General features: G+C 72.5%; 12 protein-coding genes. All 12 read right to left on the bottom strand.

Going from position 1 to position 14,103, the window contains the following annotated elements; all coding sequences use genetic code 11:
• Positions 1–1,112 (bottom strand): chorismate synthase (gene aroC / locus ABT171_RS39585; protein WP_351251509.1); only part of this gene is annotated, 1,112 nt, incomplete at its 3' end.
• The gene (gene aroA / locus ABT171_RS39590; protein ID WP_351251511.1) at positions 1,109–2,395 is read right to left on the bottom strand and encodes a 3-phosphoshikimate 1-carboxyvinyltransferase; all 1,287 of its coding nucleotides are present in this window, start codon (positions 2,393–2,395) and stop codon (positions 1,109–1,111) included. The genes aroA and aroC, both read right to left, overlap by 4 nt.
• Entirely contained in the window at positions 2,392–3,372 is a 981-nt protein-coding gene (locus ABT171_RS39595) for a 3-oxoacyl-ACP synthase III family protein (RefSeq protein WP_351251513.1), read from the bottom strand. Before ABT171_RS39595 ends, aroA begins: the two co-directional genes overlap by 4 nt.
• Positions 3,369–4,565: a hydroxymethylglutaryl-CoA synthase gene (locus ABT171_RS39600; RefSeq protein ID WP_351251515.1), complete on the bottom strand. Its 1,197-nt coding sequence runs from the start codon at positions 4,563–4,565 to the stop codon at positions 3,369–3,371. The genes ABT171_RS39595 and ABT171_RS39600 overlap by 4 nt, the downstream gene beginning before the upstream one ends.
• A complete protein-coding gene (locus ABT171_RS39605; protein ID WP_351251517.1) occupies positions 4,562–5,629 on the bottom strand; it encodes a hydroxymethylglutaryl-coenzyme A reductase family protein in 1,068 nt (355 codons plus the stop codon). The genes ABT171_RS39600 and ABT171_RS39605 overlap by 4 nt, the downstream gene beginning before the upstream one ends.
• Positions 5,626–6,717 carry a type 2 isopentenyl-diphosphate Delta-isomerase gene (gene fni, locus ABT171_RS39610; protein ID WP_351251519.1) on the bottom strand — a complete coding sequence of 364 codons (1,092 nt, stop codon included), beginning with the start codon at positions 6,715–6,717 and terminating at the stop codon, positions 5,626–5,628. The genes ABT171_RS39605 and fni overlap by 4 nt, the downstream gene beginning before the upstream one ends.
• Complete coding sequence (locus ABT171_RS39615) at positions 6,714–7,829, bottom strand: phosphomevalonate kinase (RefSeq protein WP_351251521.1); 1,116 nt, start codon at positions 7,827–7,829, stop codon at positions 6,714–6,716. The genes fni and ABT171_RS39615 overlap by 4 nt, the downstream gene beginning before the upstream one ends.
• Positions 7,826–8,872 carry a diphosphomevalonate decarboxylase gene (gene mvaD / locus ABT171_RS39620; RefSeq protein ID WP_351251523.1) on the bottom strand — a complete coding sequence of 349 codons (1,047 nt, stop codon included), beginning with the start codon at positions 8,870–8,872 and terminating at the stop codon, positions 7,826–7,828. The genes ABT171_RS39615 and mvaD overlap by 4 nt, the downstream gene beginning before the upstream one ends.
• On the bottom strand, positions 8,862–9,869 hold the full coding sequence (gene mvk, locus ABT171_RS39625; protein WP_351251525.1) for a mevalonate kinase: 1,008 nt from the start codon (positions 9,867–9,869) through the stop codon (positions 8,862–8,864). The genes mvaD and mvk overlap by 11 nt, the downstream gene beginning before the upstream one ends.
• Positions 9,870–10,049: 180 nt before the next feature.
• The gene (locus ABT171_RS39630; RefSeq protein ID WP_351251527.1) at positions 10,050–10,949 is read right to left on the bottom strand and encodes an aromatic prenyltransferase; all 900 of its coding nucleotides are present in this window, start codon (positions 10,947–10,949) and stop codon (positions 10,050–10,052) included.
• Between the two features lie 357 nt (positions 10,950–11,306).
• Positions 11,307–12,719 carry an MATE family efflux transporter gene (locus tag ABT171_RS39635; protein ID WP_351251529.1) on the bottom strand — a complete coding sequence of 471 codons (1,413 nt, stop codon included), beginning with the start codon at positions 12,717–12,719 and terminating at the stop codon, positions 11,307–11,309.
• A 102-nt stretch (positions 12,720–12,821) separates the two neighbouring features.
• Positions 12,822–14,039, bottom strand: coding sequence for a M6 family metalloprotease domain-containing protein (locus ABT171_RS39640; protein ID WP_503078684.1), 1,218 nt, complete (start codon positions 14,037–14,039; stop codon positions 12,822–12,824).
• Positions 14,040–14,103: the final 64 nt, after the last annotated feature.

The following is a 14,103-nucleotide window of genomic DNA, read 5'->3' on the forward strand; positions in this document are numbered from 1 at the left end:
TTCTCGGCGACCGCGTCCGCCAGCACGAGCGCGACCATGGCCTCCGCGACGATGCCCGCCGCGGGCACCGCGGACACATCGGAACGCTGATGATGCGCCTGGGCGGCCTCACCGGTGGAGACATCCACCGTCTTGAGGGCCCGCGGCACGGTCGCGATCGGCTTCATCGCCGCCCGCACCCGCAGCACCTCGCCCGTGCTCAGACCACCCTCGGTGCCACCGGAGCGGCCGGAGACGCGCCGGATCCCCTCGGGTGTGCCCACGATCTCGTCGTGCGCCTTGGAACCGGGCACCCGGGCCAGCTCGAAACCGTCCCCGACCTCCACGCCCTTGATCGCCTGGATGCCCATCAGGGCACCGGCGAGCCGGGCGTCCAGCCTGCGGTCCCAGTGCACGTGCGACCCCAGGCCGACCGGTACGCCGTAAGCCAGTACCTCGACCACACCGCCGAGCGTGTCGCCGTCCTTGTGGGCCTGGTCGACCTCGGCGACCATCGCCTTCGAGGTGTCCGCGTCCAGACAGCGCAGCGGGTCGGCGTCCAGCTTGTCGACGTCGGCCGGCGTGGGGTACACGCCCTGCGGGGCCTTCACGGAGCACAGCTCGACGACGTGCGAGACGATCTCGATACCGGCCGTCTCCTTCAGGTAGGAGCGGGCGACCGCGCCGAGCGCCACCCGCGCCGCCGTCTCCCGGGCCGAAGCCCGCTCCAGGATCGGCCGCGCCTCGTCGAAACCGTACTTCTGCATACCCGCCAGATCGGCGTGGCCGGGCCGCGGCCGGGTCAGCGGCGCGTTACGGGCCAGCCCGTCCAGGATCTCCCGGTCCACCGGGTCGGCCGCCATCACCTGCTCCCACTTCGGCCACTCCGTGTTCCCCACCATCACCGCCACCGGGGAACCCAGGGTCAGACCGTGCCGGACACCACCCAGGAAGGTGACCTCGTCCCGCTCGAACTTCATCCGCGCACCACGGCCATACCCGAGCCGCCGCCGCGCCAGGTGATCCGCCACCATCTCCGTGGTGATCGGCACGCCGGCGGGAAGACCCTCCAGCGTCGCGACAAGTGCGGGACCATGGGACTCTCCCGCGGTCAGCCAACGCAGCCTGCTCAACGGTGCTCCTCTGCCAGCTCCCCGGTGTACGGGGGAAGTGCGTAGTCGGGAAACAGGCGCCGCATCTCGTCGTGGAACACCGGGAAGGTCTTCCCGACGCACGCCGGGTCGTCCAGCGAGATCGCCCCCGGCACCGCGAGTCCGAGCACCGAGAACGACATCGCGATCCGGTGGTCGCGCCGGCACGCGATGCGGGTGGGGCGCGGTACTCCCGGATGGACGGTGAGCCAGTCCGGGCCTTCGGCGGTCTCGATGCCGCAGGCCCGCAGGTTCGCCGCGACGGCGGCGACACGGTCGGACTCCTTCAGCCGCGCGTGTCCGATGCCGCGGATCGTGATGGGCGCGTCGGCCAGGGGCGCGATCGCGGCGAGGGTCATGAACGTGTCCGAGATGTCACCCATGTCCACGGTGAAACCGCCGCGCGGGCGGCCGGTGCCCGTCACGGTGGTGGCCGCCGGGTCCACCCGGACCTGGGCCCCGAGCCGGGACAGGACCTCCACGAAGCGCAGGTCGCCCTGCAGGCTGCCGGCGCCCAGACCGGGAACGGTGACCGTGCTTCCGGTGACGGCCGCCGCCGCGAAGACGTAGGAGGCCGAGGACGCGTCGGGTTCGACCACGGTGTCGGTGGCGTCGTACGCCCCCGGTGCGACACGCAGGACTCCGTCCTCGCTGTCGTCGACGTCGGCCCCGAAGCGCCGCATCAGCGCCACGGTCATGTCGACGTAGGGGCGGCTGACCGGGCGTGCGGTCCGGATCACCAGACCGTGCCGCATCAGCGGGGCCGCCATCAGCAGGCCGCTCAGATACTGACTGCTCAGCGACGAGTCCACCGACAGCTCCCCGCCGGCGAGGCCGCGGGCGCGGATCAGCAGGGGGAGTCCGTTGCCCGGGCCCGCCTCCAGGTCGGCGCCCAGCGCGCGCAGTGCTTCGAGCAGGGGGCCCTGGGGGCGGGCCCGTAGTTGTGCCGACCCGTCGAAGAGGAAGGTGCCCTGGCCTGCTGCCGCGAACGGCGGCAGGAAGCGGGCGGCCGTACCGGCGTCCGCGCACCACGGCCGGCCCGGGCCGGCCGGTCCGCGCCCGGTGCCCGTGACCTCCCAGAAGTCGTCCTCGGGAGTGCCCCGCACCGTGATCCCGCACACCCGCAGCGCCTCGCGGAACGCGAGGGTGTCCTCGCTCACCAGGGGGGCGTGCACTCTGCTGGTGCCGTCGGCGGCGGCGGCGAGCAGCAGCAGCCGGTTGGTCAGGCTCTTGGAGCCCGGTATCCGGGCGGTCAGGCTCTTCATCGCCACTCCACCAGCGCGAAACCGGCCGACATGCCACCGCCGAAGCCGGCCAGGAGGATCAGCTCCCCCGCGCGGAAGGCACCCGCGCGGGCGGCCGCGTCCAAGGTGATCGGGATGGAGGCGGCGCCCGTGTTGCCGTAGTGCGTCAGCGTGCGATGGGTGCGGGCACGGGGCAGGGGGAGGTCCGCGGCCACGGCGTCGAGCATGACGCCGTTGGCCTGGTGCGGGACGAAGTGGCTGATGTCGTCGGGCACGACACCGGCCTCGTGCAGGAACTGCTTGGTCAGCTGGGGCAGCTGGTCCATGACGAAGCGGCGCACCTCCCGCCCGTCCATCGCGAAGTACTGCAGACCGGCGGCGAGGGCGGACCGGTCGCAGGGCAGCCGGCTACCGCCCGCGGGCACCTCGATCAGGCCGGCCAGTTCGCCGAACGTGTGCAGTGCGATGTGCCGCACGCGCGGGCCCCGGGCGGTCGGCCCCAGGACCAGCGCGCCGGCACCGTCACCGAACAGGACGACCGTCCTGCGGTCGGCCGGGTTCAGGATGCGCGAGTACAGGTCGGCGCCGATGACCAGCGCATGCCCGCCGGACCTCGCGAGCACGCCCTCGGCCGCGCACAGCGCGAAGACACTGCCGGAACAGACGGCGTTGACGTCGAACGCCGCCGCGCCGGCCGCACCGAGCCGGTGCTGCACATAGGCGGCCGTGGCCGGCTGGGGCCGGTCCGGCGTGGAGGTCGCGACCACGATCGCGGACAGCTGACCGGCGGTGATGCCGGCGGAACGCAGCGCCTCCCGTCCCGCGGCCGTGGCCAGGTCCGAGGTGGCCTGCTCGGGCGCGGCCCAGCGCCGTTCCCGGATCGCGGTCTTGCCGCTGATCCAGGCGTCGTCGACCCCCGCCGCCGCACCGGCCTCGTCGTTGGAGACGACCCGGTCCGGCACATAGGCACCCGTACCGAGGATCCCGATGGTGGTCATGCGACCGTCCGCCCCTCCGGGCGCCGCTCGTAGATGCGCTTGTGGTCGCGGATCCCGGCCAGCCGGAAGGGACCGGTGGTCTGCGCCGGGGTGGAGTGCTCGCCCCCGTCGGCCGGGCACGTCCGCTCGTGCAGCTCCCGGTAGCCGGCGTAGTCCACCGGCCGGCGCCGCTCGATCGCCTCGCGGTGCGCCTCGGTCCGCAGGTGCTCCCGGTATCCGGGTACGACGGTCCCGGCGAAGAACTCGGCGACACTGCCGGACCCGTAGCTGAGGAAGCCGATGGACTGCCCGGACAGGTCCTCCGCCTCGTCGAGCAACGCGGCGAGGGCGAGGTACACCGACGCGGTGTAGCTGTTGCCGACGACCCTGTTGTAGGCCGTGGTCCGTCCGATGGCCCGCGCGATCTGCGCCTCGTCGGTGACGTAGCCGCAGAAGTTCAGCAGGTGACGGTGCGCCTTGTAGGCCATCTTCGTGAACGGCTGGTGGTAGCAGAACGCGCCGAACCCGTCGAAGGAGCGGCCGCCCTGCTCGGTGTAGTCCTTCCAGGTGCCCTCCACCGCCTGGAGATAGGCGGTGATGGACTCCTGCCCGTCGACCAGCGCGGTGTCCCGGTAGTTCGGCCGCCAGAAGTCCATGACGTCCGCGGTGAACAGGCCCGAGGGTCCCTCGATGCGCACCAGCGCGGGGTCCGCGCCGACCAGCATGGCCACCGCCGCCGCGCCCTGGGTCGCCTCGCCCGGGCTGTCCAGGTCGTACTTGGAGACGTCGCTCGCGATCACCAGGACCTGCTGGGCGGGGTCGCGGTGGACGAGGCCGATGGCGAACTGCAGGGCGGCCGTCGCCCCGTAGCAGGCCTGCTTCAGTTCGACGACCCGGGTGGCCGGCGGCAGCCCGAGCAGCGAATGGACGTACACACCGGCCGACTTGGCCTGGTCGATGGAGGACTCCGTCGCGAACACGACCGTCCGGATGCGGTCCGCGCCGTGCCGGGCGATGAGGGGCGCGGCAGCGGTCGCGCCCATGGTCACGATGTCCTCGTCGGCGGCGGGCACGCTCATCGACTGCTGGCCGATGCCCACGTGGTACTTGCCGATGTCGGTGCCGTTGTACTCGGCGAGCGCCGTGTGCGGCAGCACGAACTCGGTCGTCGCGAAGGACAGGTCGTGAATTCCTATGCCGATGTCGCCGGTCATGCCTGAGCACCCACCTTTTCCGTCGTGCTGCCGCGTTCCAACTGGACGTGGGCGCGCATGAGTTCGCCCGGGTTCGTCTGTGCCGCGAGGAGGGAGAGCTCGCCGCACAGCACGGTCGCCGCCGCGATGACGGCGAGCCTGCGCGCGTTCTCCCCGGGGGCGCGGTCGGCCCTGCAGCCGAGCCGGGCCAGGTTGGTCTCCACGAACGGGAGGCCCTTGCCGTTGCCCACCGTGCCCACGATCAGGTTGGGCAGTGTGCAGGCGAAGTAGAGGTCGCCGTCGCGGTCCTCGGCCATGACGACGCCCTGCGATCCCTCGACGATGTTGGCCGCGTCCTGCCCCGTCGCCAGGTAGAACCCGAGCAGCATGTTCGCGAAGTGGGCGTTGGCGGAGCGGATGCCGCCGGCGAGCAGCGTGCCGAGCATGTTCTTGCGCAGGTTCAGCTGGGCGATCCGGGCGGCCGTCGTGTGCAGCACGCCCTCCACCACGTCACGCGGTACGAGAAGCTCCGTGACCACGTTCTTGCCGCGGCCGAGGATGCCGTTGACCGCTGTCGCCTTCTTGTCCGTGCAGTAGTTGCCCGAGATCGACCCGTAGGAGATGCCCGGGACGGTCTGCAGCAGATGCCGCAGGAGCGCGTCGGACGCCAGCGTCGCCATGTTGTGCCCGGAGGCGTCGCCGGTGCTGAACTCGAACCGGACGAACAGCAGGTTGGCGTTGATCTCGTGCCTGACACCGATCAGCTCGGCGAACCTGCTGCAGCCGCGGACCACCTCCTGCAGTTCGCCCAGCCGCGCGTCGATGGTCCGTGCGGCCGTGTACGCGGTCTGCGCGTCCGTCGCCTCCACGAGCACCGAACGGGTCATCCGTTCGTCCACGAGCGTGGCGACGATGCCCCGCTCGGCCAGCATGGAGACCTTCGCCCCACGGCCCACCGAGGGCCACAGCGGCGTCTCGTAGGTGGCGAGCGGGACCTGGGTCTCGACGTCGGTGACGTTCCCCGAGATCCGCAGGGGTCCCACCCACTTCATCGGAACCCCGGCGATCGCGTGTGCCTCGGTCATCGTGTGCTTCCCGTCATCTCGGTGAGGGCGTCGAGGCCGCCGGAACGCCGGGCGAACCGTCCCGTGTCGATGCCCCGGTCGGTGCAGAAGTCCCGCAGGGAGCCGTGGATCAGCACGTCGCAGCGGGTCAGCTCGGCCGGGGTACGCGCGCCGAGCATGGTCATCAGCGCGGTCAGCTGGTCGAGCCACGTCGAGATCTGCGCGATCAGCGCCGACAGGCCGTCGTCCATCAGCGTGCGCAGGAATCCGCCGGACACCCCGACCCCGGACGCGCCGAGCGCCAGCGCGCGGGCCACGTCGAGCGGATTGCGGACGCCCCCGGAGGCCAGCACGGGCATGCCGACGCCCTGCGTGTCCAGGAGACAGGCGGCGGTGGACTGGCCCCAGCCCTCCAGGAAGGCGTAGTCGGCCAGTTCCCGCCTGCCGTTCTCGATGCGGGCGAAGTCGGTGCCGCCCCGGCCACCGAGGTCCGCCACCCGCACGCCCAGTTCCCGCAGCATCAGGACGGTCTCGCGGCTGAGACCGAACCCGACCTCCTTGACGATCACGGGTACGTCGACCGCCGCCGCGATCCGCTCGATCTGCGGGACCCAGGACGAGAAGGAGCGGTCGCCCTCCGGCATCACCGTCTCCTGCGCCGTGTTGACGTGGATCTGCAGGGCGTTGGCCCCCAGCAGCTCGACGGCCCGCTGCGCCTTCTCCACCGAGGCCGTCGCGTTGACGTTCGCCAGGACGAACCCGTCCGGGTTCCTCTGGCGCAGCACGCGGAACGTGTCGGCACACGACGGGTCCTTGAAGTACGCGCTCATGGAGCCCGACGCGATGGGCACGCCGGTCTCGTGGGCGGCGATGGCCAGGTCCCGGTTGATCTCACCGGTCTTGGTGCTGCCGCCGGTCATCGCGTTGATGTACAGCGGCACCTGCCAGGAGATACCGGCGAAGGCGGTGGCCAGCGACACGTCCGGCCGGTCGATGCCGGCCAGGGCGTGGTGGACGAACGACACCTCGTCGAACTGGTTGCGTCCGATGTGGCCGTGCTGCTGCTCGACAGCGAGCCGGACGTGGTCGTCCTTGCGTTGAGCGATCATTCCTCGTTCCCTTCCATGGCGGGACGGACCGGCAGGGGGCGCACCCCCGCCGTGGCCCACCGCCTGCGTAGCTGAGAGACCTGCGGCGCCGCTTCGGCGTCCAGCAGCGCGATGCCGCAGTCGCCGCCCCCCGCGCCCGAGGGCTTGGCCGCGCCGCCGACGGCTTCGGCGGCCTCGCACAGTGCCGTCAGAGCGGGCGTGAAGATGCCCAGCCCGACCTCGTCGTCCAGCTGGGCCAACGCGTGCCGGGCGCGCCGGATCTGGTGCAGGAGTTCCCCGCGGTCGCCTCGCTCCAGCGCCGAGACCGAGGCGCGCACACAGTCGGTGGTGGTCTGCGTGAACCTCTGGTGGGCCGCGGTGCCCCGCCAGGCCCGCCGGTTCAGGCCGGACACGAGGGAGGCGGTGGAGGCGGGTGTTCCGGTCCAGCCGACCTCCAGCGAGAGACCGTTCGGCGGCGGCAGCCGGCGTACGGCGAATCCCGGCCAGGGGGCGCGCAGCGCCTCCTCGGTGCCCCGGCGCCGGGCCAGGTCGAGGACGGCGGCCCGGTCGGGTGCCTGATAGGCGATCCAGCCGCCCCAGGTGCTGGCGGCGAGATCACCGCCGGAGGCCTTGGTGTCGATACCGGCCGTCGCGAGCATGGCCAGGCGGAACCGGTGGTCGGGCGACAGCCGCAGGCCGCAGGAGGCGGCCACGGCCGAGACGGTCGCCACGGTGACCGCGCCACTGGAACCCAGGCCGAACTTGGTGCCGTTGTCGTGCAGCCGGCTGCCGATCGAGATGTCGAGGGCGGGCGCGGGCAGGCCCCGTTCGGCCAGCAGCCGGCCCACCGTCTCGACGGCCGCCACCACGTGGGCCAGGCCGGTACGGGCGCGCTGTTCGTCGGCCGCGTCGTGTCCGCCGAGCCCGCCGTCCCGCCAGCGCATGCGCACCGGCCGCGCGGCCAGGTCGGAGGAGATCACCACGCCGGTTTCGGCGGGGGACACGGCGGCGGTGACATGCCGGTCGACCGCCACCAGGATCGCCGGGTTGCCGGGCTCCACCACCGCGTACTCGCCCGCGACGAACAGCTTGCCCGGCGCCCGCCGGACGACGGTTCCCGGGCGGGACGTCATGGCGCCCCGTCGAGCAGGTGGGCGCCCTGGCCCGGCCCGGCGATGTGCACCGATCCGCCCGGGGCGGCGGCGCGCACGGCCCCGGCCACGTGGTGGGCGTCCGCGCGACGGCAGAGCACCTTGACGTTCGGCCCGGCGTCCATGGTCGCGTACGCCGCCACGCCGTCCCGCCTGAGCTGCGACACGCTGTCGAGCACGGTGAGCGTGGCCGGCGACAGGTACCGCACCGCCGGGCGCGCCGCCAGCATCGTCGCGTGCATGCCCAGCGCGTTGCGTTCCGCGATCTCGCCGACCGCGTCGAGGTCGGCCCGCAGCAGCGCCCGCTGCATCTCGGCGAGGTCGTCCTCGCTGGAGGCGGCCCACGCCGGGTACAGCGGCGAGGTGTCCACGGTCCGCCGCATGGCCTCACGGCTGGAGACGCTCTTGGGCCCCGCGTCGACCACCGCGACGACCAGCGCCGGGTCGAGGTCTCCCGCCGGCACCGGCTGGGCGTACGACCCGAGGTCCGGGTCCGGGTCCGTGTCCCGCCCGGCGTGCCAGATCGCGAAGCCGCCGAAGACCGACCGCGAGGCCGACCCGGAACCCCGCCGGGCCAGACGGGACAGCGCGGTGGGGTCGAGGCCGAGCCCGTACGCGGCGGACGCGGCGACGGCGAGGGCGGCGAACCCGCTGGCCGAGGACGCCAGGCCCGCCCCGGTGGGAACGGTGTTCTCGGTGTCCACGACGGCCCGGTGCGGGAGCCCGGCCCGTTCCCGCACCAGGTCGAGGAAGGCGATGATCCGGCGCCGCGCCTCGCCCTGCGCGGGTACGCCGCCGAACGTCACCTCGTCGTGCAGCGCCCCGGGGGCCAGCCGGACGCGGGTGGTCGTCGGGAAGACGTCCAGGGTCAGTGACAGGCTGTCGGTCCGTGGCAGCACGAGCCGCTCGTCGCGCTTGCCCCAGTACTTGATCAGGGCGATGTTCGGGTGCGCCACGGCCGTGGCGCAGCCCTCGGTCCCCGGCTCCCGGGTCCGGACGGCCGTGGTCGGGTGTTCAGCGTGCATGGTCGGCGTGCCCCCTCAGCGGTACCTCCCAGGTCTGCACGGCGCCTGCGTGCCGCAGGCTCCGGGTGACCTCCCTCACGTGCTCGGGACGGGCCAGCGCGATCACGCAGCCGCCCATGCCCCCACCGGTGATCTTGGCTCCGAGGCTGCCCGCCGTGAGCGCGGCCTCGACCAGCGCGTCGATCCGGTCGGTACTGAGGCCGGCCGTGCGCAGCAGTTCGTGGTACGCCGTGAGCCGCGCCCCGAACCGCGCCGACTCGCCGTCGGCGAGGGCCTGCCGGGCCTCGTCGGTCAGTGCCGACGCCTGGCGCACGAACTGCTCCCGCGCCCCGGAACGCCGCTGGAACGCCGCACGCAACAGCTCGACGGCGTCCTTCGTCCTGCCCATCTCGCCGCTGTCCGCGACGATGCACACGTCGTCGCAGCCGATGGCCAGTTCCCGGGCTTCGCCCGCCTGGAACAGCAGCGGGGTGCGGGCACCCACGGTCAGGGCGTCGACGCCGCTGGCCCGGCCGTGCGCCACGTTCTCGGCCGTCTGCACCAGGTCGAACGCCGTCTCCGGCGACACCTCGCGGCCGAAGAGATCGGCCAGCGCGAGGACGACCGCGCGCGCACACGCCGCGCTGGAACCGAGCCCCCGGCCGGCCGGGATCGCACAGTCGAGGATCAGATCGAGGTGCAGTGGCTCGGTCAGCCCCATGGTCGCCCGGAACTCGGCGGTCAGCCGGCGCAGACCGTCGGAGGCCTGTGTCTCCCTCGGCCGGGCATCGGAACCGGTCGTCGTCAGGGAGACGTCGCCCGTGTCGTCGGACGAGCCGGCGGACCACCCGGCGCTCGCCGTGACGGTCAGTTGCGGAACGGGAAGGGCGAGCGCCGGGGCTCCGTAGACCACCGCGTGCTCGCCCAGCACAATGGCCTTGGCGTGGGCGCGGCCGATGCCGACCGGGCGAGCCAGGCGGCTTTCCGATATCCCCTCCGCTGAGGTCGGTAGAGTCAACGCACTCAGCCCCCATTGTCTTTTCTGCATTGAGATCGCGTCATCCAGAGTTCGTCGGACTTCACCGATTGCGCGGGTGACGGCGGCACGGCAACCGTGTCGGACACAGAAGGGCCCGCGGGGAGCCACCGTGGTGTCTCCCCGCAGGCCCTTGACTTCCCAGCGCCGGCGGACGGCCCGTCAGGCGTCGACCGGCTCCAGCATCGCCACCACGCGGTCGTGCCACTGGTAGTACGACTGGATCTTGTGGAACTCGCCCTTGGGCGTCGCCGAGACCCCGTAGACGAACTGCCGGCCGGTGGTGTCGTAGGGAGCCTCGTTCACGAGCCGCGCGAGGCCCGGGTCCACGTCCACGGGCAGCCCCAGCGGGTCCACGGTCCTGGCGGCGTAGGTGACCCGCTCGATCTTCGAGCTGTCCCAGCTCATGGTGGTGTAGACACCGAACGCCTGCTCGGAGAAGTGCAGCAGCTGCTCGCTCGCCTCGGGCAGGCCGGCGTCACGGAGCAGCGACTGGATGCCCTCCGGCGCGAAGGCTTCGGCGGACGGCCGGGCGAAGTACAGGTTCACCGTGCGCTTCGCGTAGTCGATCCCCACCGTGTTCACCAGGTCGGCCAGGCCGTGCCGCGTGAAGAAGCCGAGGTTCTCCGACACGCTGCGCGGCATCGACGGAAGGTCGCCGAGCGCCGCCACCGAGTGCGGGGCGGCCGCGTCGAAGAAGGACCAGGTCTTCTTGAAACCGCCGGCGACTCCGAAGTCGAAGCCGTAGCCGTTGACGGGGAACTGACCGTGGATCTGCTCCGCGAGGGTGCCGACGGGGTGGTCCGTCTCCGCGGCGAGGCCGCTGGCCAGAGCGACGGCGTACGGGTCGAGGTCCTTGGGGAGCATCGTCCAGCGGCAGTCCAGATCCCCGGTGCCGCGCGGGCCGGTCTGTGCCCGGAAGGAGATCACGGCCTGGTCCATCACCTGCTGGTACGCGGTCAGCACGGGCCAGACCTTGGTACGTGAGCACGCTACGCCCATGACCCGGGCCGTTTCCTCGATGGCCGAGTAAAGGGCCGTCAACTCAGCGGATTCTGACATTCTTCCTCCATGTGGTGATCACGGCGTACAGGCGTGGGTGCAGTGCGGGAGCGCAACGCGACGTCGCAGGCGGCGATGCGGGAGAAGGGGCGGCCACCTCTTGAGCCGCGGGCAGCCGGCGGTGAACGCGTACCGCGACGGCGGGTGCGGAGGGGGAAGAGGTGAGGCACCGAAGAGGCTCGGCCGTGCCCGCGCGGATCGGCGGTCGGGGGCTCAACCCACAGCGCTCCGGCTGTTTTTGGGCAGGCTCGTCGTGCAGAAATAGTGACACGGGGAGCGCCCCTCCACCAAGAGCTTTCCAGAGTGACGCACGTCACTCCGTGCGGAACCAGCCGGTGGGGAACGGCGGTTGACGCGTCAGGCGGTCTGCCGGACCGGACCGCCTGTGTGCAGCCTGTTCTCCTCGCCGGCGACGGCGCGCCGGACGCGCCACAGGCACACCGCCGCCGTCGCCGCCTCGAAGGCGGAGAAGATCACCCACATGACCGGCAGCATGTCCGCGTCGGCCCGGGAGAGCAGCACGAACACGGCGATCGTGGGGACGCACAGACCCCACATGAGGACGATCCGCGCCACGAACCCGAAGCGGGCCAGCCCGAGGCACTCCAGCACGCCGGAGCCGGTCAGGGAGAACGCGAAGGCGGCGGAGTACGTCCACAGCACGCGCGAGGTGTCCACGGCGTGGGCGGTCACGGCGGCGTCGGCCCCGTCGAGGCCGAACGGGCTCAGCAGCAGGGCCGGCGCGGCGACCTGGAGGACCGCGACCACGGCCACGTACACGGCGCAGAGCGTCAGAGTGACCCGCATGAGGTGCGGGATGTCGCGGTGCCGTCCGGCGCCGACGGCCTTGCCGCACAGGATGGCGCAGCCCGCCCCCAGGCCGATCAGGGGGATGACCGCGGCGTAGTTCAGGGCGAGCACGACGTTGTCGGCGGCGAGCGCCACCGGCCCGAGGACGCCGGCCAGCCACACGAACGCCGTCTGCCCCAGCTCCTCCAGGCTGAGCGAGCCGCCCGCGGGGGCGCCGCGCCGCAGCCGCAGCCAGAGCACCCGGGCGACCTGTCCGCCGCCCTGGCGCAGCAGCCGGCCGAGCCCCGCCGCACAGCCGCGGGGCAGGCACACGAGGTAGCCGACGCACATGACGGACACCGCGCTCAGCGTGCCGAGCGCGGAGCCCCGCATGCCCAGCTCGGGCAGTCCGAAGCGGCCGAAGACCAGGCCGATGGTCATCACGATGCCGACCGCCTGCCCGACGGCGCCGACGGTCATCGGGATCCGGGTCCGGCCCATCCCGCTGAAGTACGACGACAGCGCCGTGTTGAGGGTCATGACGGAGCCGTAGAGGGTGGACAGGCCCAGGAACTGCGCCTCCAGCGCCTCGATGTGCGCGGGCTGCCCGCTCAGCTGCGGCACCCGCGTCAGCAGCGGGGTGGCGGCCAGCAGCAGCACGGAGAGCAGCAGGCCGAGGGCGAAGCCGTTGGCGCCCTCGTCCAGCGCGCCGCGCTCGTCACCGCGGCCGTGCGCCTGTGCCACATAGGAGCGGGTGACGCCGACCGCCCCCGTGGTCACCATGATCACCGTGGTCGCGGTGAAGACGGCGGGCCCGGACGCCTTGAGGGCGTCCTGCGAGTAGCGGGCCAGGCAGATCCGGTCGACCAGCATCAGGACCAGGTTGCCGACCATGCCGAACATCAGCGGCACGGAGACGCGCACGACCTCGCGCACCGCCCGCGGGCCGGGCGGCCGCGCCCGCCGACGGCGATCTTCCATGGACCCCATCCCCTCGACGGCGAACAGCCCGGCACCGTACGGCCCTTCACCCGGTCCGGTGGCGGCGGCCGTGAAGCGGCGGACCATCCTAGAGCCGGTGCCCTACGCCCGCGTGACCCGCACCCGGTAGGTGCCGTCCTCCTCCTTGCCGATCACCTGCACGGTGATGCCGTGGCGGGGGTCCTTGAAGGCGGTGCCGGGGGAGAAGGGGGCGTCGGAGAGCTCCGCCTGGACGTTGGGGCTCCGGGTGCAGCCGCCGCTGCCGGGGTGGCTGTCGTAGACCCGGACGGGGCCGCGTCCGGTGTCGATGGTGCCGTCGACCTTGTAGACCAGCAGGCCCGGGCGGCAGACCGCCTCGTCGTTGCCGCCCTGCTCGCGCACCTCCAGCGCGTAGGAGCTGTGGGCGTCGACGGGGACCAGGACCAGCTTCCCGCCGCCGGGCCTGTACAGCGGTGTCAGCAGGTAATCGACGCTGCCCCGCGTCGCCGCGCAGCCCACCTGGGAGCTGTCCAGCCAGCCCAGCTTCCACTTGTGCCAGCCGAGCAGATCGTTGTCCGCCCCCCAGTCCTCGCTCATGATGTCCCAGTGCCCGACCGCGCCCCCGCCCTCCTGCGTGTACAGGTCGGGCAGGCCGAAGGTGTGGCCGTTCTCGTGCGGCAGCACCCGGTAGCCGGTGCGGGCGTAGGAACCGGAGCCGTCGTCCTGGCGGGAGTAGACGAAGGACGCGTTGGCGATGGGGACGCCGTCGGCGACCGGGGCGTCGGTGTTGCCGGCGAAGGTCACGGACAGGACGGTGTCCAGCGCCGAGGGGCCGGCGTTCGGGGTGATCAGGATGTTGAAGAGGTCGTACGCGCGGAAGTCCACGGCCGGGTCGGCCGCGTCCACGATGTCCTGCACCAGCTGCCGGTAGCCGGGATCGAAGGGCGCGCCGCGCTCGATGCCGTACTCCCGGAAGGACTTGGGCATGCGCAGCCACCCGGGGATCGGCGTCACCGGCCGGTAGTCCAGGCGGCCGTACGACGCGGTGCGGAACCACTCCTGGGTCTTCGGGAAGAACTCGTGGAAGCGGTCCATGGCGCTGCCCTGCCCGGGCGCGTCGGAGAAGTCGACCATCAGGGTCAGGGCGTGGACCGTGCCCGTGGAGCGGGCGTAGCCGTGCGGGGTGGGCAGACCCTCGGTCATCTGTACGTCGGCACCGCCGCGGACCGTACAGGGGGCGAGGGTGGCGGAGCGGGCCATGCCGATGGCCCCCGGGGTGGTGGGCGCCGTCAGGCGGCCGGTCCCGGCCGAGGTGCTGACCACGAGGGTCAGTGCGGTCACCGCGGCGAGGGCGGCCGCCCGGCGCGGGCGTATGCGGCGGCGTATGCGGCCGCGGCCCGCACGG

Origin of the sequence: Streptomyces sp. NPDC001851, assembly GCF_040297165.1 — a bacterium.
In the GTDB taxonomy this organism is placed as follows: domain Bacteria; phylum Actinomycetota; class Actinomycetes; order Streptomycetales; family Streptomycetaceae; genus Streptomyces.

Excerpts from the sequence above, each read along its gene's own strand:
- mvaD (WP_351251523.1), bottom strand. The coding sequence starts at position 8,872 with ATGCACGCTGAACACCCGACCACGGCCGTCCGGACCCGGGAGCCGGGG.
- ABT171_RS39615 (WP_351251521.1), bottom strand. The coding sequence starts at position 7,829 with ATGACGTCCCGCCCGGGAACCGTCGTCCGGCGGGCGCCGGGCAAGCTG.
- aroA (WP_351251511.1), bottom strand. The coding sequence starts at position 2,395 with ATGAAGAGCCTGACCGCCCGGATACCGGGCTCCAAGAGCCTGACCAAC.
- ABT171_RS39605 (WP_351251517.1), bottom strand. The coding sequence starts at position 5,629 with ATGACCGAGGCACACGCGATCGCCGGGGTTCCGATGAAGTGGGTGGGA.
- ABT171_RS39595 (WP_351251513.1), bottom strand. The coding sequence starts at position 3,372 with ATGACCACCATCGGGATCCTCGGTACGGGTGCCTATGTGCCGGACCGG.
- ABT171_RS39635 (WP_351251529.1), bottom strand. The coding sequence starts at position 12,719 with ATGGAAGATCGCCGTCGGCGGGCGCGGCCGCCCGGCCCGCGGGCGGTG.
- fni (WP_351251519.1), bottom strand. The coding sequence starts at position 6,717 with ATGATCGCTCAACGCAAGGACGACCACGTCCGGCTCGCTGTCGAGCAG.
- ABT171_RS39600 (WP_351251515.1), bottom strand. The coding sequence starts at position 4,565 with ATGACCGGCGACATCGGCATAGGAATTCACGACCTGTCCTTCGCGACG.
- ABT171_RS39630 (WP_351251527.1), bottom strand. The coding sequence starts at position 10,949 with ATGTCAGAATCCGCTGAGTTGACGGCCCTTTACTCGGCCATCGAGGAA.